Genomic DNA, 26,927 nt, shown 5'->3' on the forward strand with positions numbered 1-26,927 from the left:
GGTGCCGGCCTGGCGGCCGTGCCGGCCTGGCGGCCGTGCCGCGCCCACCCACCGCCCTCCGGGCGGGTCGTCGCGCGGTGGGGGTCGGGTGGCCCGGCGGCGCAGCCGCCGCGGGCCCACGGCCCTGCGGGCCGTGCACCGCGCGCAGCGCGGTTCGGCCCGCTCCCGCGCGAAGCGCGAAAGGGCGGGTGGGTGGGGGAAACACCGGCGCGGAGCGCCGCAGTCCGGCGGCGAAGCCGGCACGGCCCCGGCCCGCAGGGCTGTCCTCGCGCGGAGCGCGGATAAGGGCGGGTGGGTGGGGGGGGGAGAGACCCGCCCGTGACGGCCGTCGTGTCAGTGGTCCAGTCCACAAACGGTGCCGTTCCGTGATCCGCGGGCCTGGATCGGGTGAAGTGCGCGCTGTCACAATCAACCCTCAGCCGGCCGGTGATCTCGCTGGTCGTCGAAGCGTGTGCGCCGTCAGGAGGGGACAGGTCATGTTGCGAACTCCCGGGGGTGCCTCCCCCCTTGCCCGCCGCCGGCGTCTGGTCGCCGGGGTCGCCGCGTTGTCGCTCGGCGCGCTGACCGCCTGTGGCGGCGGTGGTGACGAAGAGGGTGACGGCTCGGGCGAGGGCACCACGATCGAGCTGTGGATCATGGAGGGGACCAACCCCGACGCCGAGCCCTATGTCGCGGACCTGCAGGCCGCGTTCGCCGAGCAGACCGGTGCGACGCTCGACGTGCAGTTCATCCAGTGGGCCGATGCCCACGACCGCATCACGACCGCCATGGCCGGCGGCGAGCTGCCCGACGTGGCGGAAATGGGCAGTACCTGGGCGCCGGAGTTCGGCGCCGCGGGGGCGCTCACCGACCTCGCCGGCAACATCGAGGAGAGCGGCCTCGCCGACGACCTGGTGCCCGCGCTCTCCGAGGCTGCCACGGTGGACGGCGCCGTCTACGGCATGCCGTGGTACGCCGGCACGAGGTCGCTGATGTACCGGGCCGACGTGTTCGCCGAGCACGATCTGCAACCCCCCACCACCTGGGAGGAGTTGCGGGAGGTGGCGCTCCAGCTCAAGGAGCTGGAGCCGGACATGATCCCGTTCCCCGTGATCGGCGGCGGCGAGTACAGCGTGGACGCCTTCATCTGGGGGGCCGGGGGCCAGATCGCCGAGCAGGGCTCGGACGGGCAGTGGGCGTCCACCATCAACTCCCCGGAGGCCGTGGAGGGCATCGAGTTCTACACGTCGCTCGCCACCGAGGACGAACTGTCGGTGGCCGCGGCCAGCACCTGGCTGGAGACGGACCAGCTGGAGAGCTTCCAGAACGGCGAGGCCGCCATGATCATCAACGGCAACTGGACCGTCAACACCCTGCTGGAGGCGGACGCCTCGTGGGCCGACCGCATCGGCGTGGTGCCCATCCCCGGGCAGACCAGCGGCTTCAGCCCCTCCTTCGTCGGCGGCTCGCTGCTCGGCGACTTCAGCAGTGACGAGCCCGAACTCGCCTGGCAGCTCATCGAGTTGATGAGCACCGGCGATTTCGCCAACCAGTGGGCCGAGTCCTCGGGCTACTTCCCGGGACAGCAGTCCCTGCTGGAGGCCGTGCAGCAGGAGGACGACCCGCTGGTGGCGCCGTTCGCCCAGCAGATGGCCGAGGCCGGCGCGAGCGTGCCGGTGACCGAGCAGTACGGGGCGATCCAGGGCGAGCAGGTGATCCCGCAGATGCTCCAGTCCATCCTCTCCGGCGACAAGAGTGTTCAGCAGGCGGCGGACGACGCCGCGGCGGCCATGGACCAGACCTTTGGCGGCTGAGCTCACCCGATCGGACCGCGAGCGGGCGCCGGCTCCGGCCGGCGCCCCCGCGGGCCCGCGCGCCTCCGGGGCCAGGCGTGCTCCCTGGACGCGCGCCCTCCGTCCCTGGCTGCTCCTCACGCCCGCGCTCGCCGTGCTGGCCGTCCTGCTCTTCTGGCCCCTGGTCAGGGTCCTGCTGCTCTCGTTCCAGGACTACGGCCTGCGGCAGATCAACACCGGCGAGAGCAACTACACCGGCTTCGACAACTACCGCGAGATCCTGGGCGACTCGTTCCTGTGGCGCACGGTGCTGCCCAACACCGTGCTCTTCGCCGTGACCTGCGTCGTGCTGACCGTCGTCGTCGGCACCCTCGTCGCGCTGCTGCTGCAACGCCTCGGCCGCGTCTGGCGCGTCATCTGTTCCAGCGTGATCATGATGGCCTGGGCCATGCCCGCGGTCACCGGCACCTACGTCTGGATCTGGGTCTTCGACCCGCTCAACGGCGTGGTCAGCGGCGGCCTCGACGGCCTCGGCGTGATCGAGCCCAGGGAGACCAACTGGTTCACCGACCGCTGGTCCTTCTACGCCATCGCCGCGCTCAACGTCGTCCACCACGGCTTCCCCTTCGTGGCCATCACCGTGTTCGCGGCGCTCCTCACCATCCCCAGGGAGCTGCCCGAGGCCGCCATCGTCGACGGCGCCAACGCCTGGCAGCGGTTCTGGCGCATCACGGTCCCCACGATCAGGCCGGTCTTCCTCGTGGTCACCATTCTGTCGACCATCTGGGACTTCAAGGTCTTCGCCCAGATCTATCTGATGCCGGGCGGCGCCGGCTCCAACCAGGAGGTGCTCAACCTCGGCGTCTGGTCCTACATCCAGTCCTTCAGCCGCAACCAGTACGGCATGGGCTCGGCCATCGCCGTGCTGCTGACGCTGCTGCTGCTCGCCATCACCGTGGGGTACGTCAGGGCCCTGTCCAATGAGAGGGACGAACTGTGAACCACACGTCGACCGCGGGGCGGCTCGGGCTCGGCGTGGCCGTCGTCGCGCTGCTCGGCTTCACACTCTTCCCCGTCTACTGGATGGTCTCCTCGGCCTTCGACCCGGGCGCCGACCACCGCGGATCCGCCGTGCTGCCCTCCGGGTTCACCCTCGACCACTTCCGGTACGTCCTGGACACCGGCGAGTTCGGCCGCTACCTCGCCAACTCGGCGCTCGTCGGCATCGGCACGGTGTTGCTCTCGGGGGCGCTCGCGCTCTTCGCCGCCATCGCCGTCGCCCGCTTCCAGTTCCGGATGCGCACCAAGGTGCTGGTGATGATCCTGGTCGTGCAGATGGTGCCGCTCGAGGCGCTGGTCATCCCGCTGTTCCTGCAGATGCGCAGCCTCGACCTGCTCAACAGTCTGCTCGGCCTCACCATCGTCTACCTGGCGTTCTCCCTGCCGTTCGCGATCTGGACGCTGCGCGGCTTCGTCGCCACCGTGCCCAGGGAGGTCGAGGAGGCCGCCTACCTGGACGGCTGCGGCTGGTGGCGGATGTTCCGCAGCGTGCTGCTGCCCCTGGTGGCCCCCGGGCTGGTCGCCACCAGCATCTTCGCCTTCATCGTCGCCTGGAACGAGTTCGTCTTCGCCTTCACGTTCATGCAGGACGACGGCAACTACACCGCCGCCGTCGGGCTGCACCGCTTCTTCGGCCAGTACAGCACCGACTGGGGCGCGGTGATGGCCGGTTCCACACTCATCACGCTGCCCGTGCTGGTGTTCTTCGTCCTCGTGCAGCGGCGGCTCGCCGGCGGACTGGCCGCCGGCGCCATCCGCTGACCGCCGTGGCTCAGCCGTTCTGCCCGTAACACAGGCAGAACGGCTTGCCCGCCGGGTCCGCGTACACCCGGAAGCCGCTCCGCTCCCCGCCGCTGTCGTGCAGCAGCGTCGCGCCCAGCGCCAGGACCCGCTCCTGCGCCTCGGCCATGTCCTCGATCCTCGGGACGTCGAAGTCCAGGTGGAACTGCTGCGGATGGTCGGGGTCCGGCCAGCGCGGCGGCCGGTACTCGCCGTACACCTTCTGGAAGGCGAACCTGGCGCCCGTGGGCGGCGTCAGCCACACCCAGTCCTGGTCCGAGTCGTCCACCTCCCCACCGAGGATCTCCCGGTAGAAGCGGGCAAGCGCCGCCGGGTCGGGACAGTCGATCACCGTGGACTGCAGAGTCGCGATCATGCTCGCAGCATAGGGTGGACGCATGAACAGCAGCACCCAGCTCGACGAGAGCGTCCGCGCGGAGCTGACCGCGCTGCGCGACAGCATCGACAACATCGACGCCGCCGTGGTCCACATGCTCGCCGAGCGCTTCAAGTGCACCCAGCGCGTCGGCCGTCTCAAGGCCGAGCACAACCTCCCGGCCGCCGACCCGGCGCGCGAGGCCCGGCAGATCGCCCGCCTCCGCCAGCTGGCGGAGAGCGCCAAGCTCGATCCGGCCTTCGCCGAGAAGCTGTTGAACTTCATCATCGCCGAGGTCATCAGGCACCACGAGACGATCGCCAACGAGCACGTGAACAGCGGCGACCCCGAGCCGACCTGATGCCTTACGGGCAGGCCGGCCGGCTCGGCCGCTCGACCGGAGCTACTGCTGTCGGCCGGCGTCTGCCGGCACGATCGTCAGCTCCGTCGGCGCGCACGTCGCCGGCGGCGACGGATTGCCACCGCAGTACGCCTGCCCCTCGTCCGACGGGGTGACCTCCTCCGACCCGGCGGTCGGCTCGGAGGAAGTCCCGGAAAAGCCGGTCCACATCAGGGCGCCCGCCAACAGGACGCCGGCCATCACACGCTTCACGCACATCTCCCTCGCTCAGGTGAAGGCACCGTAACGGTCGACGGCCGGGTGGGGGAGCCCACATCCGGCCGCAATCGTCCCGATGCCGTCGAAGCGATCCCGGCGGCGAGGGCACCGACGACTTCGCGGCCGCGCACGGCCGCCCGTAAAGCCACTGCGACCGCCGGGGCGGGTGGGGCAGCATGACCACCATGGCCTCACTCACCCGTACCGAAGCAGAAGATCGCGCCGCGCTCCTCGACGTGCACCGCTACACCGTCGACCTCGACTTCAGGCAGGCCGCCGACGGCGCGGACACGTTCCCCTCGACCACCGTCATCCGCTTCACCACGCGCCACGCGGGCGACACCTTCGTCGAGCTGCGGCCCACCACGCTGCGTCGCGTCACCCTCGACGGCCGGCCGCTCGACCCGGCCGCCCTGGCCGACGGCCGGCTGCCGCTGACCGGCCTCACCGCCGGCGAGCACGAGCTGCGGGTCGAGGCCGACATGCCCTACTCCCGCACCGGCGAGGGCGTCCACCGCTTCACCGACCCGGAGGACGGCCTGACCTACCTGTACAGCATGTGCTGCATGACCGAGGGGCCGCTGGTCTTCGCCGCCTTCGACCAGCCCGACCTCAAGGCCGTCTTCGACGTCACCGTCACCGCGCCCGGCGGCTGGACCGTGCTGGGCAACGGCATCGCCACCGAGGAGAGCCCGGGCCGGTGGCGCTGCGCCACCACCCCGCCCATCGCCACCTACTTCATGGCCGTCGCCGCCGGCCCCTACCACTCCGTCCGCACCGAGCACGCCGGCCTGCCCTTCGGCCTCCACGTCCGGCGCTCCCTCGCCCCCCACCTGGACAAGGACGCCGAGGAGATCCTCGACATCACCCGCCGCTGCTTCGACCGCTACCACCAGGTCTTCGACGAGCCCTACCCGTTCGACTCCTACGACCAGGCGTTCGTCCCCGAGTTCAACGCCGGCGCCATGGAGAACCCCGGTCTCGTCACCCTCCGGGACGAGTACGTCTTCCGCTCCGCCGTCACCGACACCCAGCGCGAGGTCCGCGGTGTGGTCATCGCCCACGAGATGGCCCACATGTGGTTCGGCGACCTCGTCACTCTCCGCTGGTGGGACGACACCTGGCTCAACGAGTCCTTCGCCGAGTTCATGGGCTACCAGATCCTCACCGAGGCCACCGCGCTACGGCCCTGGACCGAGTTCGCCGTCACCCGCAAGAGCTGGGGCTACGACGCCGACCAACGCCCCTCCACCCACCCCGTCGCGCCCGAGCCGGACGCCGTGCCCGACACCGCCTCGGCCTGGACCAACTTCGACGGCATCTCCTACGCCAAGGGCGCCTCCGCCCTCCGCCAGCTCGTCACCTGGCTCGGCGACGAGGCCTTCCTCGCCGGCATCAACCTCCACTTCGCCCGCCACCGCTTCGGCAACGCCACCCTCGCCGACTTCATCGACGCCATGGCCGAGGCATCGGGCCGCCCCGTCCACCAGTGGGCCGACGCCTGGCTGCGCACCACAGGACCCGACACCCTCACGCCCGAGGTCACCGTCACCGACGAGGCCTGGCGGGTCGCCGTCCACCACACCGGCGGCCGCCCCCACCGGCTCCGCCTCGGCGCCTACGACGCCGCCGGCGAGCGGCGCCTCACCGCGCGGGAACCGGCCGTCGAGATCGAGCTGCCCGCCGCCGACGGCACCACCGTCCACGAGCAGCCGGGACGCCGCCCCGACCTGCTGATCGTCAACGACGGCGACCTCACCTACGCCAAGGTCAGGCTCGACCCCGACTCCTGGGCCACCGCCCGGCGCGCGCTCGGCTCGCTCCCGGAACCGCTCAGCCGCAGCGTGGTGTGGAACGCGGCCCGCGACATGGTCAGGGACGGCGAACTCGACCCCGGCGCCTACCTGGAGGCCGCCCGCGGCCACCTCCCGGGCGAGACGTCGACCGCCCTGCTCCAGGGCGTGCTCGACTTCGCCAGGGGGCGGGTCGCCGACCAGTACCTGCCCGACGACCGCCGGGCCGCGGCCCTGGGCACCCTCACCGAGCTGGCCGAGGACATCCTGGAGCGCACCGCCGACGGCGGCGACCCGGCCCGCCGGCTGATCGCGGTCCGCACCCTCATCGGCGCCGCCACCGCGCCCGACACCCTCCGCCGCTGGTGGGCGGCGGGCACCGTCCCCGGCGGCCCCGGGCTTGACCCGGAGCTGCGCTGGCAGCTGCTGCACCGGCTCGCCGTGCTCGGCGCCACCGACGAGGCGGAGATCGCCGCGGAGGCCCGGCGCGACCCCAGCGCCACCGGCGAGGAGGGCGCCGCCCGCTGCCGCGCCGCCCTCCCGGAACCGGCCGCCAAGGCCGCTGCCTGGGAGGCCATGTTCGACCCCGCGGACCGCCTCTCCAACTACCTGTTCGTCGCCACGGCCCAGGGCTTCTGGCAGCCGGAACAGCGGGCGCTCCTCAGCGACCACGTCGAGCGCTACTTCCCGGCGGCCATCGCGCTCGCCGAGCGCCGCGGCCACTCCCTCGCGGTGGCCGCCGGCCGGAACGCGTTCCCCAGGATCGTCGACGAGCGCACCCTCACCCTCGGCGAGCAGGCCCTGCGCGAGGGCGGGCCCACGCCCGCCCTGCGCCGTGCCCTCGCCGACCAACTTGACGACCTTCGGCGGGCGTTGGCCGTGCGCGCCGCCGGCTAGCCGGCCGTCACCGCGAGATGGATCCGGTGGTGGCGCGGCTCGGCGATCTCGTCGAGCAGCGCCACCGCCAGGTCCTGGTAGCTGATCCGGTCCGCCAGATCGCCGCCGTGGTCGGCGACCCGGTAACGACCGGTCCGCCCGCCCTCCTCGTCGAACAGACCGGAAGGGCTCAGATACAGCCAGTCGACGTCCCCGCCCTCGGTCCGCAGGATCTCGAGACCGGCGCCGTGCGCCCGGCAGAACGGCAGTGCCTCGGCCGGGATCGCCGGCGACTCCAGCAACGGCCGGCCCGCGGCGTCCGGCAGCAGCGCGCCGAGACCCACCACCAGCAGCCGCCGCGCCCCGGCCGACCGCACCGCCCCGAGCAGCGCCCGCGTCGAGTCCGGGAAGAACGCGTCCGGATCGCTGCCTGGACCGTAGGCGGCCGCCGCCGACACCACGGCCTGGTGCCCGGCCACCAGTTCGGCCACCCGCGCCGCGTCCGTGACGTCCCCCGCCGCCACGCGCACCCCATCGGCCGCGAGCCCCGGATGCGCCGCCGGATCCCGCACCACCGCGGTCACCCCGAGGCCACGCCGCCGCGCCTCGTCGACCGTCCGCCGGCCGGCCCTGCCGCCGGCCCCGAAAACCACCAACTCAGTCATGGCGCCGGACCGTAGCGCCCACCCCGGTATCTCCCGGGATACCGGCCGCCCGGTTACCGTGACCGCATGAGGGAACCGCTGCCACCCGACATGTTCGAGGAGCTGTGCCCGTCCGGCCTGGTACCGATCCGCTTCGGCGACAAATGGGCCGGCCTCGTCCTCGCCTGCCTCAGGACCGGACCCCGCCGCTACTCGGAACTCCGCGTCCCCCTCGCCCGCGTCACGCCGCGGGTCCTCACCAGGTCGCTGCGCGCCCTCGAACGCGACGGGATGATCACCCGCACCGTCGAACAGTCCCCGCCCCGCGTCGAGTACCGGCTCACCCCGCTCGGCCACAGCCTGATGGAGCTCTACGCCACCGTCTGCGACTGGACGGCGCGGCACTGGGACGAGCTCCTCGACGCCCGCGAGGCCTACGACGCCGAGCACGCCGAGGCCACGGCCCGGTAACCGGGCGGCGGCGCGGATCCGGCCCTGTCCCTCCTTCGGGGGAACGCGGGGAAAGCCGGGCACCTACCGCGCGGGCGCGGCGTAGCTTGTGGCCGTTGTCCCGGCGTGCGGCACCGCCACGCCCCATCGGAAGAGGTCAGCCCATGCTCGCGCTGCCAGCGCACGACCCCAGCCTGCTCGCGGGCGGCACCTCGGGCCCGCGTGCCCTCCGTCCCCTGCTGGACACCGTGCTCGGCGCGCTCGCCGAGGGCGCCGCCGCACGCTGCGGTCCGCTGCCGGCCGGCGGCCCGGGGCGCGTGCGTGACCGGCTCGCCGAGGCGGCCCCCGGGCCGGCGCTCCCCGCCCACGGCGCCGGCGTCGGCCCCGCGCTCCACCAACTGGTGCGCGCCCTGGCCGAGGGCGCCGCTGATCCGGCCGACCCGCACTGCGCCGCGCACCTGCACTGCCCACCGCTGGCCGTGGCCGTCGCCGCCGACCTGGCAGCCAGCGCCCTCAACCCGTCCCTGGACTCCTGGGACCAGGCGCCGGCCGCCTCCGAGCTCGAGGACCGGATCAGCCGCGAGCTCGCCGCCCTCGTCCACCCCACAGGACCCGAGCCGCACGCCCTGATCACCACCGGCGGCACCGAGTCCAACCTCCTCGGCACCCTGCTGGCCAGGGAACACCTCGCCGGGACCGCCGACCGCCCGCTCCGGGTGATCTGCGGGGCCAACGCCCATCACAGCGTGCACCGGGCCGCCTGGCTGCTCGGCCTGCCCGCCCCCCACGTGCTGCCCACCCCCGCCGGCGTCCTCGACCCGGCCGTCGTGCGGGAGGCGCTGCTCGGGCTCGACGCCCTGGCGTGCGTCCCCACCGGCCCCGCGCCCGCGCTGGTCGTGGCCACCGCGGGGACCACCGACAGCGGCGCCATCGACCCGCTGCCCGCGCTCGCCGACGCCGTCGCCGCCGCGCGGCACGGCGGACGGCCCGTCGGCCTGCACGTCGACGCGGCCTACGGCGGCCCGCTGCTCCTCAGCCCCACCCACCGGCACCGGCTGGCCGGCCTCGACCGCGCCGACACCGTCGGCCTCGACCTGCACAAGCTCGGCTGGCAGCCCGTCGCCGCGGGGGTGTTGACCGTGCCCGACGCGGCCGCCCTCGCCCCGCTCGGCCAGCGCGCCGACTACCTCAACGCCGAGGACGACACCGAGGCCGGGCTGCCCGACCTCCTCGGCCGCTCCCCGCGCACCACCCGCCGACCCGACGTCCTCAAGATCGCGGTGACGTTACGCGCCCTCGGCCGCACGGGCCTGGCCGCCCTCGTCGACCGCGTCTGCGCCGCGGCCGCCGACCTCGCCACCCTGGTCGCCGCCGAACCCGGGCTCGAACTGCACTCCCGACCGACCATCAGCACCGTGCTGTTCCGCCCCGCCGGCGCCACCGACGCCCAGGTCGCGGCCGTCCGGCGCCGGCTGCTGGTCGACGGGCGCGCCGTGCTCGGCCGCGCCACCGTCCGCCGCCCCGGCGGCGGCGCCCCGGCCCTCTGGCTCAAGGCGACCCTGCTCAACCCCCACGTCCACCACAGCGACCTCGCCGCGCTGATCAAGCTCGTCCTCGACCAGCATGACGGCTCGGACGGCGCACCCGGCACCGATGTCACGACCCAGAGAGACCCCGGCGATGACCACCAATGAGATCGAAGCCCCGCTGGACCTCGCGGGCATCGGCGTCGGCCCCGCCAACCTGTCGCTGGCCGCACTGAGCTACCCGATCCCCGGGCTCCGCTGCGCCTGGTACGAGCGGCGCCCCGACTTCCAGTGGCACCCCGGACTGCTGATCGAGGGCACCACCCTCCAAGTCCCCTTCCTCGCCGACCTGGTGACCCTCGCCGACCCCACCAACCCGTGGAGCTTCCTCAACTACCTGCGGCACCAACAGCGCCTCTACCCCTTCTACTTCGCCGAGCGCTTCCACAGCCACCGCGCCGAGTACGACGCCTACTGCCGCTGGGTCTCCCGCCAGTTGCCCGGGCTGAACTTCAGTCACCAGGTCGACGCCATCCGGTGGAACGCGGAGAACGCCGTCTTCGACCTGGACTTCACCCGCCTCGGCCCGCAGGGCGAGGCCGAGGCCGTCGGCCGGGCCCACGCCCGCAACATCGCCATCGGCATCGGCACGGCCCCGCACATCCCCAAGCCGCTGCGGCCGCTCGCCGAGACCACCACCATCCCGGTGATCCACTCGGCCGACTACCTCGACCACCGCGACCGGCTGCTCGCCGCCGACCACGTCACCGTCGTCGGCTCGGGGCAGTCGGGGGCCGAGATCTTCCTCGACCTGCTGCGCCGCCGCCCCGAGGGGCACGAGCGGCTGCACTGGCTCAGCCGCACGCCGGCGTTCGCGCCGATGGAGTACAGCAGGCTCGGGCTCGAACACTTCACGCCCGACTACGCCCGCTACTTCTACGGGCTGCCGGAGTCCACCCGGGACGAACTGGTGCGCCGGCAGTGGCAGTTGCACAAGGCGATCGACCACGAGACGCTCGCCGCCATCCACGACGAGCTCTACCGCCGCTCGGTGCACGGGGCCTGGCCGGACGCCGTGCTCGTCCCCGGCGTCAGCGTCCGGACGGCGGGGCGCCTCGGCACCACCGGGATCGAACTGCACCTGGAGCACGAGGAGCAGGGCGAGCGCTCCCGGCTCACCACCGGCGCCCTGGTGTTGGCCACCGGCTACCGCGAGCGGTCGCTCGACCCGCTGCTGCCCGCCCTCGACCAGGCGCTCCGGCGGGACGCGGCGGGCCGGCCCCGGATCCACCCCGACTACCGGCTCGACCTGGACCCGGCCGTCACCGGCTCGATCTTCGTGCTGAACGCCGAGCGGCACACGCACGGCGTCGGCGCGCCCGATCTGGGGCTGCTGGCCCACCGCAGCGCCGTCATCCTGAACGCGCTGACCGGCGAGCGCTGCTACTCGTTGCCCGAACGGGCAGCGTTCACCACCTTCGGGTTGCGCGCGGACACCGTGCGCCGGCGCACCCCGGAGTTTGCGACCCGGGGGAGGGGGCACTCTCCTTTTCGTTAGGCGAGATGAGTTACCCATAAAGCGGAGCTCAAAAGAGCGGACCCATGCTCATTCTGTGAGTTGTGGGTCTCCTCTTTAAAATATGGCCGTCGTGTGGTCACTTTCGCATAGCCCGCTACTCGCTGGTAACTCCTACAGTTGGCCTATGCGCCGAGCAAAAATCGTTTGCACACTTGGGCCAGCTACCGACTCATATGAGCGCATCGTGGCGCTCGTCGAAGCCGGAATGGACGTGGCGCGGCTCAACCTCAGCCATGGCGCCCACCGCGAGCACGAGCTGCGCTACCAGCGGGTCCGCCGGGCCGCAGAGGAAATGGGGCGTAGCGTCGGAATTCTCGCGGATCTCCAGGGGCCCAAGATCCGGCTCGGCAGCTTCGGGGAAGGTCCCGTCCTCCTGGAGACCGGCGACGAATTCACCATCACCACCGAGGACGTGGCCGGCGACCACAACCGCTGCGGCACCACCTATCCGGGCCTCGCCGCAGACGTCTCGGTCGGCGAGCGCATTCTCGTCGACGACGGTCGGGTCGCGCTCGAGGTGTCCGCCGTCGAGGGGCCCGAGGTGCGCACCGTCGTCGTCGAGGGGGGCCTGGTCTCGGACCACAAGGGCCTCAACCTCCCGGGCGTCGCGGTCTCCGTCCCTGCCCTCTCGGGCAAGGACGTCGAGGACCTGCGCTGGGCGCTGCGCACCGGCGTGGACGTCATCGCCCTCTCCTTCGTGCGCTCCGGTGACGACATCAAGGACGTGCACCGGGTGATGGCCGAGGAGGGCCGCTTCCTGCCCGTCATCGCCAAGATCGAGAAGCCGCAGGCCGAGGAGAACCTGCGGGACATCGTCGACGCCTTCGACGGGATCATGGTGGCCCGCGGCGACCTGGGGGTCGAAGTGCCCCTGGAGTCCGTGCCGTTGGTCCAGAAGCGAGCCGTCGCGCTGGCCCGGCGCAACGCCAAGCCGGTCATCGTGGCCACCCAGATGCTCGACTCGATGATCGAGTCCTCCCGGCCCACCCGCGCCGAGGCGTCGGACGTGGCCAACGCCGTCATGGACGGCACCGACGCGGTGATGCTCTCGGGCGAGACCAGCGTCGGCCGCTATCCGGTCGAGACCGTCCGCACCATGAGCCGCATCGTGGCCGCCGCCGAGGACGAGATGCTCTCCCGCGGGCTGCCGCCGCTGACCGAGTCGACCAAGCCGAGGACCCAGGGCGGCGCCGTGGCCCGGGCCGCCGCCGAGGTGGGCGACTTCCTCGACGCCAAGCTGCTGGTCGCGTTCACCCAGAGCGGCGACACGGCCCGCCGGCTGGCCCGCTACCGCTCGCCGATCCCCGTGGTCGCCTTCACCCCCGACCCCGCCACCTACGCCCAACTCACCCTGACCTGGGGCGTGGAGACCCATCTGGTGCCCACCGTGCAGACCACCGACGAGATGGTCGGGCAGATGGACGAGCGGCTGCTGAACAGCGGCCGCTGCCGGAAGGGCGAGATCGTGGTGATGACGGCGGGCTCGCCGCCCGCCACCCCGGGCACGACCAACCTGGTGCGGGTCCACCACGTGGGTGAGGACGACTCACCGCGCTGAGGCGCGAGGGGGCGGGGCCGGGGGGTTTCCCGGGCGGGTGCGGGGCGGGAGGGGTGCCGGGTGCGGGATTCGAACCCGCAAGCCCTTTCGGGCAGAGGTGTTTGAGACCTCCGTGTATGCCGTTCCACCAACCCGGCGGGGGAGCGCTCGGCGAGTGTATCGGCTCAGCCGCCGCGGTGACGAATGGGTACTCTCGTGAGTGCCCCATCAGGCAGGAAACGAGGAGCATCGTGAGCACCCCCGACGTCCCCGACGAGCCCACCACTCCGGCCCAGGCCACCACCGAGGCGGACACCGCTCATGTCCCGCCGAACACCACCCGCGTCGTCATCGCCGAGGACGAGGCCCTCATCCGGCTCGATCTCAAGGAGATGCTGGAGGAGGAGGGGTACACCGTCGTCGGCGAGGCGGGGGACGGTGAGCGGGCCGTGGAGCTGGCCCGCGAGCTCACGCCCGACCTGGTGATCCTCGACGTGAAGATGCCGGTCATGGACGGCATCTCGGCCGCCGAGAAGATCGCCTCCGAGTCCATCGCGCCGGTGCTGATGCTGACCGCGTTCTCGCAGCGGGACCTGGTCGAGCGGGCGCGGGACGCGGGGGCCATGGCCTACCTGGTGAAGCCGTTCAGCAAGAGCGACGTGGTGCCGGCGATCGAGATCGCCGTCTCGCGGTTCAACGAGCTCAGGAGCCTCTCCAAGGAGGTCGCCGACCTCGCGCAGCGGCTCGAGACCCGCAAGCTGGTCGACCGGGCGAAGAGCGTGCTGCAGACGCAGTACGGCCTCACCGAGCCGGCCGCGTTCCGGTGGATCCAGAAGACCTCGATGGACCGCAGGCTCTCCATGCACCAGGTGGCCGAGGCGGTCATTCAGGACGCCGAGGAGAAGCGGCAGAAGCAGCAGCAGAAGTAGTGGTTTCGGCCATGAGTTAACTGCCTGTTAATTCACCACATTACGGGTCAGAGCGCGCCCGGGGTTCCCTGCCCCGGGCGCGCTCTTTTGCGGGAGGGAACACTCGGTCCGGGATGAGTGGATCTTGGATGGATCGTCCGGTGACCGGTGAGGCGTGTTCTGTTTCCGGCATGTGCCAGAGGTCACGAGGCGATCACATCTGTCGCTGTGGTGTGTTCGCGCAGCACACGGGGCAATAGATTCCGCTGCACGCCGCACCGGTGTGCCTTGCGCATGGGAGCTGTGCGGTGACGACACACGTCTGGCTCGCTCCAGGGGGTTTTGGAAGTGCTCAACAAATCCATCGCGCGGCTCGCGATACCCGTGGTGGCCGGCGCGCTCGTGCTCACCGCCTGTGGCGGCGACAGTGGTGACGGCGACGGAACGACCTACAAGATCGCTTACCAGGGTCCGCTCTCCGGGCAGAACGTGGGCCTCGGCGAGAATATGCAGAACGGCGTTCAACTCGCGATCAACGAGGCGAATGAGTCGGGCGACTACGACTTCGAACTGGAGTACTTCGCGGCCGACGACCAGGGCTCCGAGACGCAGGCCACCACGGCCGCCCAGAGCGCGATCGACGACAGCGACGTGGTCGCGGTCGTCGGTCCCGCGTTCTCCGGCCCGACCAACGTCTCGGCGCCGCTCTACGGGCAGGCCGGCCTGGCCGCCGTGTCCACGTCGGCGACCAACCCGACGCTGACCGAGCAGGGCTTCCCGACGTTCCTGCGCGCGGTGCCGAACGACAACGCCCAGGGCGCGGCGATGGCCGAGTTCCTGGCCGGCACGGACGGCGTGGACAACGTGGTCGTGATCGATGACGTGACCCCGTACGGTGAGGGCCTCGCCGACGTCGCGGAGGCCGACCTGGGCGCCGCCGGCCTCTCGGTGACCCGGGAGAGCGTGCCGGCGGACACGGTCGACTACGGCAACGCCGCCCGTTCGGTGGTGGAGTCCGGTGCCGACGCGCTGATCTACGCGGGGTACTACGAGGCGCTGGCGCCGTTCGCGACCCGACTGAACGAGGCGGGCTACGAGGGCATCGTGATGTCGGGCGACGGCTCGAACGACGACGAGCTGATCAACCTGGCCGGGGGCGCGGTGGACGGCTTCTACCTGACCTGCCCCTGCACGGACGCCACCCAGGAGGAGGCCACCCAGTCGTTCGCCGAGCGCTACGAGGCCGAGTTCGGCGTGGCCCCCGGCACGTACTCCGCCGAGTCGTACGACGCGGCGAACATGATCATCGAGCAGATCGCGGCGCTGAGCGCCCAGGGCTCGGTGGACCGGCAGGCGCTGTACGAGGCGCTGGCCGGCGCGGAGTACGAGGGACTGACCAAGACCTTCTCGTTCGACGAGAACGGTGAGTTCACCCAGCAGGCGATCTACCTGTACCAGGTCGAGGGCGACGCGATCGGCTACGTCGGCGCCGTCGAGGAGCTGGTGGGCGGCTAGCGGCCGCCCGGGCCGGTGGGGCGGGGACGCGAACCGTTCCGTCCCGCCGGCCCGTCCGCCCCGCTGGCTCGAAAGGCCCGCTGCCGTTCGTTCCCACAAGGAAGTCAGTCCATGTCCCTTTCCGATATCTGGGACGTTCTTGTCCTGGGTGTGGTGCTCGGCTCGCTGTACGCCGTCATCGCCATTGGCTACACGCTCGTCTACGGTGTTCTCCAACTGCTGAACTTCGCGCACAGCGAGGTCTTCATGTCCGGCGGATTCGGGGGAGTCATCGCGCTCACCCTGCTCGAACCGGTCGCCGATCCGTCGGGCCCACAGTCCGTCCTGTATGTGCTGCTCGGCATCTGCGCCGGCGCGGCATTGGGCGGCCTGGTCGCGTTCGGACTCGAAAAGGCGGCATATCGGCCGCTTCGCAGACGGAACGCGCCACGTCTGGTCTTCCTGATCACGGCCATCGGCGCGTCGTTCTTTCTGTACAACCTGGCGGGCAAGCTGTTCGGGCGTTACCCGATCCCGATGCCGTCCATGTACGAGAACCGGCGGCTCTTCGACTTCTTCGGCGCCCCGGTGAGCGTGACGCAGCTGATCATCGTGGTCACCGGCGTGGCGATGCTGGTCACGGTGGACTTCGTGGTCAACCGCACCAAGCTGGGCTCCGGCATCAGGGCGGTGGCGCAGGACCCCGAGGTCGCCTCGCTGATGGGCGTGGACATCGACAAGGTGGTCTCCCGGACCTTCGTGCTGGGTGGACTGATGGGCGGCGTGGCCGGCTTCCTGTTCGGCACCAACCTCCAGGTGGACTACCAGATGGGCTTCCTGCCGGGCATCACGGCGTTCGCGGCGGCCGTGCTCGGCGGCATCGGCAACGTCCGCGGCGCCATGCTCGGCGGACTGACGCTCGGCGTGGTCGAGTCGTTCACCGTCGAGTTGTGGGGTGACGCCTGGCGCTACGTCGGCGCCTTCGCCGTCCTGGTGCTGGTGCTGATGTTCCGCCCGACCGGCATTCTCGGCGAGCGCGTGGGGAGGACGGCATGAGTGCCGATGTGAGCGTCCGCAAGCCGCTCTCGGCGGCGGCCCGGCTCCGACAGCGCCGCTGGTACCAACAGCCACGCTGGCAGCGGCTGTTCGGCATGGTCGTGCTCGCCGTGGTGATGGCCCAGGTGACCGGTGAGCAGGGCGAGCGCAACGACCTGTTCCACGCCATCCAGGCGAACTTCCAGAGCACCGGCATCCTGGTGTGGCTGGCCGTCCTGGTCGGCATCTGGGCGGTGCGGGAGTTCTACGGCGAGCAGGTGGGCACCCAGGGCCGGCGGTGGGGCGGGGAGATCACCCGCCCGATCCAGCGCCTGGCGGGACAGGTGCGCGGCCAACGCGCCTACCGCTGGGGCGGCCTCGGGGCGCTGCTGGTGTTCCTGATCATCCTGCCGCTGCTCGTCTCCACCTTCTGGCAGCAGGTGCTGGTCGACCAGATCGGCGTGTACGTGATGGTCGCCATCGGCCTGAACGTCGTCATCGGCTGGGCCGGCATGCTGGACCTGGGCTTCATCGCGTTCTTCGCGATCGGCGCCTACAGCGCCGCCTTCTGGACGGGCGGCCTCCCGGTGGAGCCCCCGTTCGAGCTGAACAACTTCCTGGTGATCCCGATCGCCGTGCTCACCTGCCTCATCGCGGGGGTGCTGCTCGGCGCCCCGACGCTGCGGCTGCGCGGCGACTACCTGGCCATCGTGACGCTCGGCTTCCACGAGATCGTCTACCTGCTGGCCAGGAACCTGAACGAGTTCACCGGCGGCACCCGGGGCGCGCAGGGCCTGGACAAGTTCTCGGTCGACCTGGGGTTCTGGTCCTACGACTGGGAGTTGGACCCGCAGCCCTACTACTGGGTCCAGCTGGCCGCGATCGTGATCGTGCTGGTGCTGTTCATCCGGCTCGAACACTCCCGGGTGGGCCGCGCCTGGACGGCGATCCGCGAGGACGAGGTGGCGGCGGCCGCCACGGGCGTCGACACGGTCCGCTTCAAGCTGCTGGCGTTCGCCATCGGCGCGTCGACCTCCGGCGTGGCAGGCGTGATCTACGCCAGCAAGCAGGGGTTCATCAACCCCGAGCAGTTCGTGGTGATGATGTCGGTGCTGGCACTCGCCTACGTGGTGTTCGGCGGCATGGGCTCGATCCCGGGCGTGCTGCTCGGCACGGCGATCCTGGTGTGGCTGCCCGAGTACCTGCGGGACACCGTCGACCCCCAGGACCGTTTCCTCTACCTGGGTGGGCTGCTGGTCCTGATGATGATCTACCGTCCGCAGGGCCTGTGGCCCTCGCGGCGCCGGCAGCACGAGTTGAAGATGGCCGAGGAGGGCACCGCGGGCGCTGACGCGCTGGGCGCCCAGCCCGGAGGTGCGCAGTCATGACCACGGAGATGCAGGAGGCGGCGCGGGCCGCGGCGACCCGGCAGGCCGGCGACGACGTGCTCGACGCCTCCGGGGTGACGCTGCGGTTCGGCGGCCTCACGAGCCTGGACGCGGTCGCGCTGCGCATGGGGCGCGGCGAGATCCTGGCCGTGATCGGCCCCAACGGCGCCGGCAAGACATCGCTGTTCAACTCGCTGACGGGCGCCTACGTCCCGCAGGAGGGGACGATCACCTTCCGGCCGCGGGCCGGCGGCGCGCACGAGCTGCGCGGCCAGAAGCCGCACAAGATCAGCAGGTTGGGGGTGGCCCGCACCTTCCAGAACATCCGGCTGTTCGGCGCGCTGACCGTGCTGGAGAACGTCAAGATCGCCGTCGAGACACGACAGCGCACGGACGCCGTCTCCATCATGCTGGGGCTGCCCAACGCGCGGCGCGACGAGCGGGCCAGTGACCGGAAGGCGCACGAGGTGCTGTCCTTCGTGGGCCTCGAAGGTCGGATCAACGAGCTGGCGTCGGCGCTCAGTTACGGTGAGCAACGGCGGCTCGAGATCGCCCGGGCGCTGGCCACGGACCCCGAGGTACTGCTCCTCGACGAGCCGGCGGCGGGCACCAACCCGACCGAGAAGCGGGACCTGGAGGTGCTGATCCGCCGGATCAACGGCGAACTGGCCGTCAGCGTCCTGCTGATCGAGCACGACATGCGCCTGGTGATGTCGGTCGCGGACCGGGTGGTGGTGCTCAACTTCGGCAAGAAGATCGCCGAGGGCACCCCCGCCGAGGTGCAGCAGGATCCGGCGGTGATCGAGGCCTACCTCGGCGCGCCGGCCGACGACGACGAGCAGGCCGCCGTCGCCGAGCTGGTGGCCGAACAGGCCGAGCACGCGGCCCAGGCGGCCGCCATCCCGGAGGCGAGGACCGGCGACGCCGAGAAGCGTGCGGCGGCGGACGGCGAGGAGGAGTCGTGAGCACCGAGGTGGAGCAGGAGCCACGGCGGTCCGCCGAGGCCACGGACGGCGGCACCCCGCTGCTCGAACTGCGGGACCTGCACGTCTACTACGGCGCCATCGAGGCGCTCAAGGGCGTGAGCCTGACGGTCGGCGAGGGCGAGGTGGTCGCGCTGCTCGGCGCCAACGGCGCCGGCAAGTCCACCACGCTCAAGACGGCCTCCGGCATGATCCAGCCCCGCCAGGGCCAGGTGCTGCTGCGCGGCGAGCGGGTGGACGGCATCAAGTCGCACGAGCTCGTGCAGTTCGGCATCGGCCATGTGCCCGAGGGCCGGCGGGTCTTCGCGCGGATGACGGTGCTGGAGAACCTGAGGATGGGCGCCTACCGGCTCAAGCGCCCCGATCCGGCGGACCTGGACCGGGTGTTCACCCTCTTCCCGCGGCTCGCCGACCGGCGCAAGCAGGTCAGCGGCACCCTGTCCGGCGGCGAGCAGCAGATGCTGGCCATCGGCCGGGCGCTGATGGGCAAGCCGGAGCTGCTGCTGCTCGACGAGCCGTCGATGGGTCTCGCGCCGCTGATCGTGCAGCAGATCTTCGACATCCTGCGGGAGATCAACGCGCAGGGCACGACGCTACTGCTGGTGGAGCAGAACGCCTCGCAGGCGCTCCAACTGGCCGACCGCGGCTACGTCCTCGAGACGGGCGCCGTCGTCATGTCCGACGAGGCCGGGGCGTTGCTGTCCGACGCCCGGGTGCGCGCCGCCTACCTGGGCGAGGCCATCGAGTAACCGGGGCTCAGCCGGACGTCGTCGGGTCCGCCGCCTGGCTCTGCTGGGCGGCGGGCCGCAGCGCGCAGGTGAGGCGTGCCGTGCACACCCGCTTGCCCTGGTCGTCGGTGAGGACGATGTCGTAGGTGGCCGAGGTGCGGCCGGTGTGCGCGGGGGTGGCGACGCCGGTGACCAGGCCGGTGCGCACCGCCCGGTGGTGGGTGCAGTTGAGGTCCACGCCCACCGCGATCTTGTTCGGCCCGGCGTGCAGCATGGCGCCCACGGAGCCCAGGGTCTCCGCGAGCACGGCCGAGGCGCCGCCGTGCAGCAGCCCGTACGGCTGGGTGTTGCCCTCGACGGGCAGGGTGCCGACCACGCGCTCGGGCGCCGCGGTCAGCACACGGACGCCCATCCGCTGGCCGAGGGCGCCGGCGGAGAACAGCGCGGGAAGGTCGAGGCCGAGGCCGGCCCACTGCTCGACGATCTGGGGTGGGAACTCGGTTCCGTGCTCGTTGTGGTCGCCCATGGGGTGCGTTCTATCAGGTCGCGTCCGGGCGCGGGACGGCCGGGGTGAGCCTGACGACCAGCGACTTGCTGGTGGGCGTGTTGCTGACGTCGGCCGTGGAGTCCAGCGGCACCAGCACGTTGGTCTCCGGGTAGTAGGCGGCCGCGCAGCCGCGTGCCGTCGGGTAGTGGACCACGCGGAAGCCGGGCGCGGTGCGCTCGCTGCCGTCGGTCCACTCGCTGGTGAGGTCGGCGTGGTCGCCGTCGGCCAGGCCGAGCGCAGCCGCGTCTTCGGGGTGCACCAGCACGACGCGGCGGCCCTGGGCGATGCCGCGGTAGCGGTCGTCGAGGCCGTAGATCGTGGTGTTGTACTGGTCGTGCGAGCGCAGCGTCTGCAGCAGCAGCCGCCCCTCGGGCGCGGCGGGGAACTCAGCAGGCGCGGCGGTGAAGTTGGCCTTGCCGGTGGCGGTGGGGAACCGCCGCTCGTCGCGCGGGGCGTGCGGCAGGGCGAAGCCGCCGGGGCGGGCGACCCGGGCCTCGAAGTCCTCGAAGCCGGGGACGACCCGGGAGATCCGCTCCCTGATCAGCCGGTAGTCGGCCTCGAACTCCTCCCAGGGTGTGGCGCTCCGCTCGCCGAGCACGGCGCGGGCCAGCCGGCAGACGATGGCCGGCTCAGACAGCAGCCGCTCGCCGGCCGGCCTGAGCCGCCCACGGGAGGCGTGCACGATGCCCATGGAGTCCTCGACGGTGACGAACTGGTCGCCGCTCGCCTGCGTGTCGCGCTCGGTGCGGCCCAGCGTCGGCAGGATCAGGGCCCGGGCGCCGGTGACGCAGTGCGAGCGGTTCAGCTTGGTCGACACGTGCACGGTGAGCCTGGCCCGCCGCATGGCGTCCTCGGTGACCTCGGTGTCCGGGGAGGCGGCCACGAAGTTGCCGCCCATGGCGAAGAACACCTTGACCCGCCCGTCGCGCAGCGCGCGGATCGAGTCCACCACGTCGAGACCGTGGGCTGTCGGGGGCGTGAAGCCGAACTCCCGCTCGATGGCCGCCAGGAGCTCCGGCGCCGGCCGCTCCACGATGCCCATCGTGCGGTCCCCCTGCACGTTGGAGTGGCCGCGCACCGGGCAGACGCCCGCGCCCGGCCTGCCCACGTTGCCGCGCAGCAGCAGGAAGTTGACGACCTCCCTGATGGTGGGCACCGAGTGCTTGTGCTGGGTCAGCCCCATCGCCCAGCAGACCACGACGCTCCGGGCGGCGAGCACCATCTCCAGGGCGCGCTCGATCTCGTCCCGCTCCAGACCGGTGGCGCGCAGCGTCTCGTCCCAGTCGGCCTCGTCGGCGACCTTGGCGAAGTCGTCGAAGCCGTGGGTGTGTTCGCGGATGAACGCGGTGTCCAGAGCCGCCGCGTCGCCGTCCGCGTGGCGGCGCAGCAGCAGCGCGTTGAGCATCCGGAACAGCGCCTGGTCGCCGCCGAGCCTGATCTGCAGGAAGAGGTCGGTCAGCGCGGTGCCGCCGCCGGCCAGGCCGCGCGGCGTCTGCGGGTTGCGGAACCGCTCCAGACCCGCCTCGGGCAGCGGGTTCACGGTGATGATCCGCGCCCCGGCCTCCTTGGCCTTCTCCAGCGCGGAGAGCATCCTGGGGTGGTTGGTGCCGGGGTTCTGGCCGGCGACGATGATCAGGTCGGACCGGTACAGGTCGTCGAGCAGCACGCTGCCCTTGCCGATGCCCAGGGTCTCGGTGAGCGCGAACCCGGACGACTCGTGGCACATGTTGGAGCAGTCCGGCAGGTTGTTGGTGCCGAACTCCCGGGCGAACAACTGGTAGAGGAACGCCGCCTCGTTGCTCGTGCGGCCCGAGGTGTAGAAGACGGCCTCGTCGGGCGAGTCGAGGGCCCGCAGCTCCTCGGCGACCAGCGCGAACGCCCGCTCCCAGCTGACCGGTTCGTAGTGCTCGGCGCCCTCGGCCAGGTACATGGGGTGGGTGAGCCGACCCTGCTGCCCCAGCCAGTAGCCGGAGCGGGACGCCAGCTCGGCCACCGGACGGGCCGCGAAGAACTCGGGCGTGACCCGACGCAGGGTGGCCTCCTCGGCCACCGCCTTGGCGCCGTTCTCGCAGAACTCGGCGGTGTGCGGCTTGTCCGGCTCGGGCCAGGCGCAGCCGGGACAGTCGAAGCCGCCGTGCTGGTTGACCCGCAGCAGGGTGAGGGCGGTGCGCCGCACCCCCATCTGCGCCTGGGCCGTCCTCAGTGCCTGCCCGATGGCCGGCAGCCCGACCGCGGAGTGTTTCGGCTCGCCGACCCTCGGTGCGTCCTGCACCGGATCGGCGGCGGGCGGCTTGGCGGCCATGGGGCGACTCCTCTTTCCCGGATCACTTCCCCGGATCTTCGTCACCGATCGTGCCACGGCGGAACCTGGACTGTCAGTGGTCCATGGGAGGATCGGCCACGTGGCTGAGAACAAGAGCTCCGGGAAGGCTGAGATGTCCGAGAAGGAGAAGGCCGAGGCGGCCCCGCCCAGTGCCCCGCGCCTGATGCTGCTTGACGGGCACTCCCTGGCGTACCGGGCCTTCTTCGCGCTGCCCGCGGAGAACTTCACCACCGCGGTCGGCCAGCCGACCAACGCGATCTACGGGTTCACCTCCATGCTGGTGAACACGCTGCGCGACGAGGCGCCCACGCACCTGGCCGTCGCCTTCGACGTCTCGCGCACCACCTGGCGCTCCGACCGTTACGCGGAGTACAAGGCCACCAGGTCGGCCACGCCCGACGAGTTCAAGGGCCAGGTCGAGCTGATCGGCGAGCTGCTCGACACCATGCGGGTGCGCCGGTTCGCGGTCTCCGGATACGAGGCGGACGACGTGATCGCCACGCTGGCCACCCAGGCTGCGGACGAGGGCTTCCAGGTGTCCATCGTCACCGGCGACCGGGACGCGTTCCAGCTGGTCAGCGACCGGATCACCGTGCTCTACCCGACCAAGGGCGTCTCCGAGCTCACCCGCTTCACGCCCGAGAAGGTCCAGGAGAAGTACGGCCTGCCGCCCGCCCTCTACCCGGACTTCGCCGCCCTGCGCGGCGACCCCTCGGACAACCTGCCGGGTATCCCGGGCGTCGGCGAGAAGACGGCCGCCAAGTGGATCAACCAGTTCGGCTCGCTCGACGGCCTGGTGGAGCGCGCCGAGGAGGTCAAGGGCAAGGCCGGCCAGAATCTCCGCGACCACCTGGAATCGGTCAAGCTCAACCGGGTGCTCACCGAGCTCGCGCGGGACGTCGAGCTCGGCTGCCTCCCCGCCGACCTGGCCCGCCAGCCCTACGACGAGTCCGCGCTCACCGTGCTGCTCGACGCCCTGGAGTTCCGCAACCCCAGCCTCCGGGAGCGGCTGTTCGCCGTCGACCCCGGCCGGTCCGAGGAGCCCGAGGCGGGCGCGCTCGGCGAGTTCACCGTCGACGGCGTCCTGCTGACCGCGGGCGGCCTCGAGCCCTGGCTGGCGGAGCGCGGCGCGACCCCGCTCGGCGTCGCGACCCTGGACGACTGGAAGCTCGGCGCCGGCAGCGTGCACGCCGTCGCACTGGCCGCCGCGGACGGCCCGGCCGCCTGGTTCGACCCGGCCGTGATCGACGAGGCCGACGAGCGGGCCTTCGCCGGCTGGCTCGCCGACCCCGAGCGCCCCAAGGTGGTGCACAACGCCAAGGGCGTCCGCCGGGTCTTCGCCGAGCACGGCTGGGCGCTCGCCGGCATCACCATGGACACGGCGCTCGCCGCCTACCTCGTCCAGCCGGGGCGCCGCTCCTTCGCGTTGGACGGGCTGAGCGTGGAGTTCCTGGCCCGCGAGCTGGCCCAGCCGGCCGACCAGGGCGGCCAGTTGGCCTTCGGCGCCGACGACGAGGCCGAGGCGGAGTCGCTGATGCGGCAGGCGCGCACCGTGCTCGACCTGGGCGAGGCGTTCGCCGGCCGCCTGGCGGACGTGGGCGCCAGCGAGCTGCTGACCGACCTCGAACTGCCCACCTCGGAGCTGCTGGCCCGGATGGAGCGCGCCGGTATCGCCGCCGACCGCGCCTGGCTTGAGCGGCTCGAGCAGCAGTTCGCGGCGGCCGTCCAGCAGGCGGTCACCGAGGCGCACGCCTCCGTGGGCCACGAGTTCAACCTGGGCTCGCCCAAGCAGCTCCAGGAGGTCCTCTTCGGCGAGCTCGGGCTGCCCAAGACCAAGAAGACCAAGACGGGTTACACCACCGACGCGGACGCCCTCGCCTGGCTCGCCACCCAGACCGAGCACGAACTGCCGGTGATCATGCTGCGCCACCGGGAGCAGGCCAGGCTGCGCTCCACCGTCGAGGGCCTGATCAAGACGATCGCCTCCGACGGCCGCATCCACACCACCTTCCAGCAGACCGTGGCCGCCACGGGCCGGTTGTCCTCCACGGACCCCAACCTGCAGAACATCCCGGTCCGCACCGACGAGGGCCGGGCCATCCGGCGCGGCTTCGTGGTCGGCGACGGCTTCGAGGCCCTGCTGACCGCCGACTACAGCCAGATCGAGCTGCGCGTGATGGCGCACCTCTCCCAGGACGCCGGCCTGATCGAGGCGTTCACCTCGGGCGAGGACCTGCACGACACCGTCGCCTCGCAGGTCTTCGGCGTCGAGCGGGACCGGGTCGACGCCGAGATGCGGCGCAAGATCAAGGCCATGAGCTACGGCCTGGCCTACGGCCTCTCCGACTTCGGCCTGTCGCAGCAGCTGAACATCGCGCGGGACGAGGCGCGCGCCCTGATGGACACCTACTTCGAGCGGTTCGGTGGCGTGCGGGACTACCTGCAGCACGTGGTAGACGAGGCCAGGGCCATCGGCTACACCCAGACGCTGCTCGGCCGCCGCCGCTACCTGCCCGACCTCACCAGCTCCAACCGCCAGCGCCGCGAGATGGCCGAGCGGATGGCGCTCAACGCCCCGATCCAGGGCACCGCCGCCGACATCGTCAAGATCGCCATGCTGCGGGTGGACGAGGCGCTGCGCCGCGAGGGGTTGGCGTCCCGCATGCTGCTCCAGGTCCACGACGAGATCGTGCTCGAGGTCGCGCCCGGCGAGCGCGAGCCGTTGGAGGCGCTGGTGCGGCGCGAGATGGCCGGCGCGGTCCAGCTGCGCGCACCCCTCGACGTCTCGGTCGGCTGGGGCGAGAACTGGGAGTCCGCGGCCCACTGACCCCAACTGCCCCTCCCTCCAGACCAGTAGGGTCCCTGGCCCGGGAACCGACACCTGTCGTACTGTCGTCCAGGTCACCGCACCGAGTCGCCGAAGGGCCGATGGAGGGGAAGAGGCGTGGGGTTGCGAATCAGCAGGATCCGCAGGGGAATCTCGGGGTCCGCCGTGGCCGCCGCGGCCATGGCGGCGCTCACCGCCTCCCAGGCGTCCGACGTGCTGGGCAGCGACACGGCCGGTCCACCCGAGCCCGTCGAGCGCCCCGGCATCGAGGAGCCGGCCGAGGTCGAGGAGCCCGACGAGGTGGGCGACCCGCCGTACCACACCGACCTGCCGCCGCTCGACACCGCCGAGGGCGGCGGGGGCGGCGCCGGCGCCGAGGGCGGCGGCCGCAGCGAGGCCGGCATCCCCGCCACCGTCCTCGACGCCTACCGGCGGGCCGCGGAGACGGTCGCCGGGACCACCCCGGGCTGTGACCTGGAGTGGGAGGTGCTGGCCGGCATCGGCAAGGTCGAGTCCGGCCACGCCAGGGGCGGCGACGTGGACGCGGACGGCACCACCACGACCCCGATCCTCGGCCCGGTGCTCGACGGCAACGGCTTCGCCCAGATCCTCGACACCGACCGCGGCCAGTGGGACAGCGACTCCCGCTACGACCGGGCGGTGGGGCCCATGCAGTTCATCCCCTCCACCTGGGCCCGCTGGGGCGCCGACGGCAACGGGGACGGCGTCTCCAACCCCAACAACGTCTACGACGCGGCCCTGGCCGCGGCCAACTACCTGTGCGCCTCCGGCCGCAGCCTGGCCGACTCGGACAACCTCGACCAGGCGCTGCTGAGCTACAACCACTCGTGGGACTACGTCCGGACGGTCAGGTCCTGGATCGACTACTACCGCGACGGCGTCCACGAGGTCCCGGACGGCGACGGCGACCTGCCGACCAGCCCCGGGCCCGGCAACCCGCGGAACCCCGCCGTCCCGGACCGGGACGGCGGCCGCACCCCGGCCGGCCGGGACACCACCGACGAGCAGGAGCCCCCGGCCGCCGACGACCGGCCGGACACCCCTCTGCCGCCCGTCGAGAGCGACGGCTCGATCAACCTCCCGCCGGAGGAGGACGAGGAGGACCCCGGGACGGAGGAGCCGGAGGAGCCGGGGGAGCCGGGCACCGAGGAGCCGCAGGAACCGGAGGAGCCGGGCACCGAGGAGCCGACCGAGCCCGAGGAGCCGGGCACCGAGGACCCGACGGACCCGACGGACCCGGAGTGCCCGACCGACCCCGAGGACCCGGCGGACCCCGACGACCCCGAGGCCCCGGAGACCGGCACTCCCGCCCCTGAGGAGCCGGAGAGCCCCGAGGAGCCTGCCGACCCGACGGACCCCGAGAACCCCGATGACCCGGAGAACCCGGACGACCCCGCTGAGTGCGGGGACCCGGAGGACCCCGAGGACCCCACGGACCCGGAGGATCCGGCTGACGACGCGGACGGCTCGGAAGAGGCCACCGAGGAGCCGGCGGCCACCACGACCCGCCGGGCGGTCTGAGGCCCACCCGGGCACCGGTCCGAGGGGGAGCGCGCCCCGCTCCCCCTCGGACCCGCGTCACCAGGCCCGGAGGCCCCGCCCTCCGGGCCGCTCGCTCCACCGGGGGCGGACGCCCTGAACGCCGCCGGCGAGCCATCCCCG

General features: G+C 72.1%; 22 protein-coding genes and 1 tRNA gene. 17 read left to right on the forward strand and 6 right to left on the reverse strand.

Annotated elements, in window-relative coordinates:
* Nucleotides 1-476: 476 nt before the first annotated feature.
* The 3 genes from ACFWI8_RS23300 to ACFWI8_RS23310 are packed head-to-tail and all read left to right on the forward strand — an operon-like array spanning nt 477 to nt 3,593.
* Nucleotides 477-1,793 carry an extracellular solute-binding protein gene (locus ACFWI8_RS23300; RefSeq protein WP_387094782.1) on the forward strand — a complete coding sequence of 439 codons (1,317 nt, stop codon included), beginning with the start codon at nt 477-479 and terminating at the stop codon, nt 1,791-1,793.
* The gene (locus tag ACFWI8_RS23305; RefSeq protein ID WP_387094783.1) at nt 1,783-2,772 is read left to right on the forward strand and encodes a carbohydrate ABC transporter permease; all 990 of its coding nucleotides are present in this window, start codon (nt 1,783-1,785) and stop codon (nt 2,770-2,772) included. The genes ACFWI8_RS23300 and ACFWI8_RS23305 overlap by 11 nt, the downstream gene beginning before the upstream one ends.
* Nucleotides 2,769-3,593 carry a carbohydrate ABC transporter permease gene (locus tag ACFWI8_RS23310; protein ID WP_387094785.1) on the forward strand — a complete coding sequence of 275 codons (825 nt, stop codon included), beginning with the start codon at nt 2,769-2,771 and terminating at the stop codon, nt 3,591-3,593. Before ACFWI8_RS23305 ends, ACFWI8_RS23310 begins: the two co-directional genes overlap by 4 nt.
* Nucleotides 3,594-3,603: 10 nt before the next feature.
* Here the strand turns inward: ACFWI8_RS23310 and ACFWI8_RS23315 are convergent, their stop codons facing one another.
* Entirely contained in the window at nt 3,604-3,987 is a 384-nt protein-coding gene (locus ACFWI8_RS23315) for a VOC family protein (protein ID WP_311598121.1), read from the reverse strand.
* 22 nt (nt 3,988-4,009) lie between these two features.
* Between ACFWI8_RS23315 and ACFWI8_RS23320 the strand changes: the two genes are divergently transcribed.
* Entirely contained in the window at nt 4,010-4,348 is a 339-nt protein-coding gene (locus ACFWI8_RS23320; protein ID WP_311598122.1) for a chorismate mutase, read from the forward strand.
* 42 nt (nt 4,349-4,390) lie between these two features.
* Here ACFWI8_RS23320 and ACFWI8_RS23325 read toward each other — a convergent pair whose 3' ends face one another.
* Nucleotides 4,391-4,600, reverse strand: coding sequence for a hypothetical protein (locus ACFWI8_RS23325; RefSeq protein WP_387094788.1), 210 nt, complete (start codon nt 4,598-4,600; stop codon nt 4,391-4,393).
* 191 nt (nt 4,601-4,791) lie between these two features.
* Between ACFWI8_RS23325 and pepN the strand changes: the two genes are divergently transcribed.
* The gene (pepN, locus tag ACFWI8_RS23330) at nt 4,792-7,296 is read left to right on the forward strand and encodes an aminopeptidase N (protein ID WP_387094790.1); all 2,505 of its coding nucleotides are present in this window, start codon (nt 4,792-4,794) and stop codon (nt 7,294-7,296) included.
* Here pepN and ACFWI8_RS23335 read toward each other — a convergent pair.
* Nucleotides 7,293-7,940: an NAD(P)-dependent oxidoreductase gene (locus tag ACFWI8_RS23335; protein WP_387094792.1), complete on the reverse strand. Its 648-nt coding sequence runs from the start codon at nt 7,938-7,940 to the stop codon at nt 7,293-7,295. The two genes, pepN and ACFWI8_RS23335, sit on opposite strands and share 4 nt — an antisense overlap.
* Nucleotides 7,941-8,006: 66 nt before the next feature.
* Here ACFWI8_RS23335 and ACFWI8_RS23340 point away from each other — a divergent pair, with 66 nt between their 5' ends.
* The 4 genes from ACFWI8_RS23340 (at nt 8,007) to pyk (ending at nt 13,032) form a co-directional block, all read left to right on the forward strand.
* Nucleotides 8,007-8,390 carry a helix-turn-helix domain-containing protein gene (locus ACFWI8_RS23340; RefSeq protein WP_311598129.1) on the forward strand — a complete coding sequence of 128 codons (384 nt, stop codon included), beginning with the start codon at nt 8,007-8,009 and terminating at the stop codon, nt 8,388-8,390.
* A gap of 143 nt (nt 8,391-8,533) precedes the next feature.
* Entirely contained in the window at nt 8,534-10,063 is a 1,530-nt protein-coding gene (locus tag ACFWI8_RS23345) for a pyridoxal phosphate-dependent decarboxylase family protein (RefSeq protein ID WP_387094794.1), read from the forward strand.
* Nucleotides 10,050-11,453 carry a SidA/IucD/PvdA family monooxygenase gene (locus tag ACFWI8_RS23350; protein WP_311598132.1) on the forward strand — a complete coding sequence of 468 codons (1,404 nt, stop codon included), beginning with the start codon at nt 10,050-10,052 and terminating at the stop codon, nt 11,451-11,453. Before ACFWI8_RS23345 ends, ACFWI8_RS23350 begins: the two co-directional genes overlap by 14 nt.
* A gap of 145 nt (nt 11,454-11,598) precedes the next feature.
* Nucleotides 11,599-13,032 (forward strand): pyruvate kinase, encoded by a 1,434-nt coding sequence (pyk, locus tag ACFWI8_RS23355; protein ID WP_387094796.1) that lies wholly within the window; start codon nt 11,599-11,601, stop codon nt 13,030-13,032.
* A 54-nt stretch (nt 13,033-13,086) separates the two neighbouring features.
* Here the strand turns inward: pyk and ACFWI8_RS23360 are convergent.
* Nucleotides 13,087-13,169, reverse strand: a tRNA-Leu gene (locus ACFWI8_RS23360).
* A 93-nt stretch (nt 13,170-13,262) separates the two neighbouring features.
* On the opposite strand from ACFWI8_RS23360, the gene ACFWI8_RS23365 reads away from it, so the two are divergent.
* From ACFWI8_RS23365 to ACFWI8_RS23390, 6 genes are all read left to right on the forward strand, one after another.
* The gene (locus ACFWI8_RS23365; protein WP_311598135.1) at nt 13,263-13,940 is read left to right on the forward strand and encodes a response regulator; all 678 of its coding nucleotides are present in this window, start codon (nt 13,263-13,265) and stop codon (nt 13,938-13,940) included.
* Nucleotides 13,941-14,267: 327 nt separating this feature from the next.
* Nucleotides 14,268-15,434 carry a branched-chain amino acid ABC transporter substrate-binding protein gene (locus ACFWI8_RS23370; protein ID WP_387094798.1) on the forward strand — a complete coding sequence of 389 codons (1,167 nt, stop codon included), beginning with the start codon at nt 14,268-14,270 and terminating at the stop codon, nt 15,432-15,434.
* A 111-nt stretch (nt 15,435-15,545) separates the two neighbouring features.
* Nucleotides 15,546-16,469 (forward strand): branched-chain amino acid ABC transporter permease, encoded by a 924-nt coding sequence (locus ACFWI8_RS23375; protein WP_387094800.1) that lies wholly within the window; start codon nt 15,546-15,548, stop codon nt 16,467-16,469.
* Nucleotides 16,466-17,836: a branched-chain amino acid ABC transporter permease gene (locus tag ACFWI8_RS23380; protein WP_387094802.1), complete on the forward strand. Its 1,371-nt coding sequence runs from the start codon at nt 16,466-16,468 to the stop codon at nt 17,834-17,836. The genes ACFWI8_RS23375 and ACFWI8_RS23380 overlap by 4 nt, the downstream gene beginning before the upstream one ends.
* Complete coding sequence (locus tag ACFWI8_RS23385) at nt 17,833-18,801, forward strand: ABC transporter ATP-binding protein (protein ID WP_387094804.1); 969 nt, start codon at nt 17,833-17,835, stop codon at nt 18,799-18,801. Before ACFWI8_RS23380 ends, ACFWI8_RS23385 begins: the two co-directional genes overlap by 4 nt.
* A gap of 8 nt (nt 18,802-18,809) precedes the next feature.
* Complete coding sequence (locus ACFWI8_RS23390) at nt 18,810-19,568, forward strand: ABC transporter ATP-binding protein (protein WP_387094875.1); 759 nt, start codon at nt 18,810-18,812, stop codon at nt 19,566-19,568.
* 7 nt (nt 19,569-19,575) lie between these two features.
* Here ACFWI8_RS23390 and ACFWI8_RS23395 read toward each other — a convergent pair whose 3' ends face one another.
* Nucleotides 19,576-20,073 (reverse strand): PaaI family thioesterase, encoded by a 498-nt coding sequence (locus tag ACFWI8_RS23395; RefSeq protein ID WP_387094806.1) that lies wholly within the window; start codon nt 20,071-20,073, stop codon nt 19,576-19,578.
* 13 nt (nt 20,074-20,086) lie between these two features.
* Nucleotides 20,087-22,396: an FdhF/YdeP family oxidoreductase gene (locus ACFWI8_RS23400; protein ID WP_387094808.1), complete on the reverse strand. Its 2,310-nt coding sequence runs from the start codon at nt 22,394-22,396 to the stop codon at nt 20,087-20,089.
* A 133-nt stretch (nt 22,397-22,529) separates the two neighbouring features.
* Between ACFWI8_RS23400 and polA the strand changes: the two genes are divergently transcribed.
* Both polA and ACFWI8_RS23410 read left to right on the forward strand, forming a co-directional pair.
* On the forward strand, nt 22,530-25,244 hold the full coding sequence (gene polA, locus ACFWI8_RS23405; protein ID WP_387094876.1) for a DNA polymerase I: 2,715 nt from the start codon (nt 22,530-22,532) through the stop codon (nt 25,242-25,244).
* Between the two features lie 117 nt (nt 25,245-25,361).
* A complete protein-coding gene (locus ACFWI8_RS23410; protein WP_387094810.1) occupies nt 25,362-26,786 on the forward strand; it encodes a lytic transglycosylase domain-containing protein in 1,425 nt (474 codons plus the stop codon).
* The last annotated feature ends 141 nt before the right edge of the window (nt 26,787-26,927 follow it).

The sequence above is a fragment of the Streptomyces sp. NPDC127098 genome (assembly GCF_042722465.1).
Lineage (GTDB): Bacteria > Actinomycetota > Actinomycetes > Streptomycetales > Streptomycetaceae > Streptomyces > Streptomyces millisiae.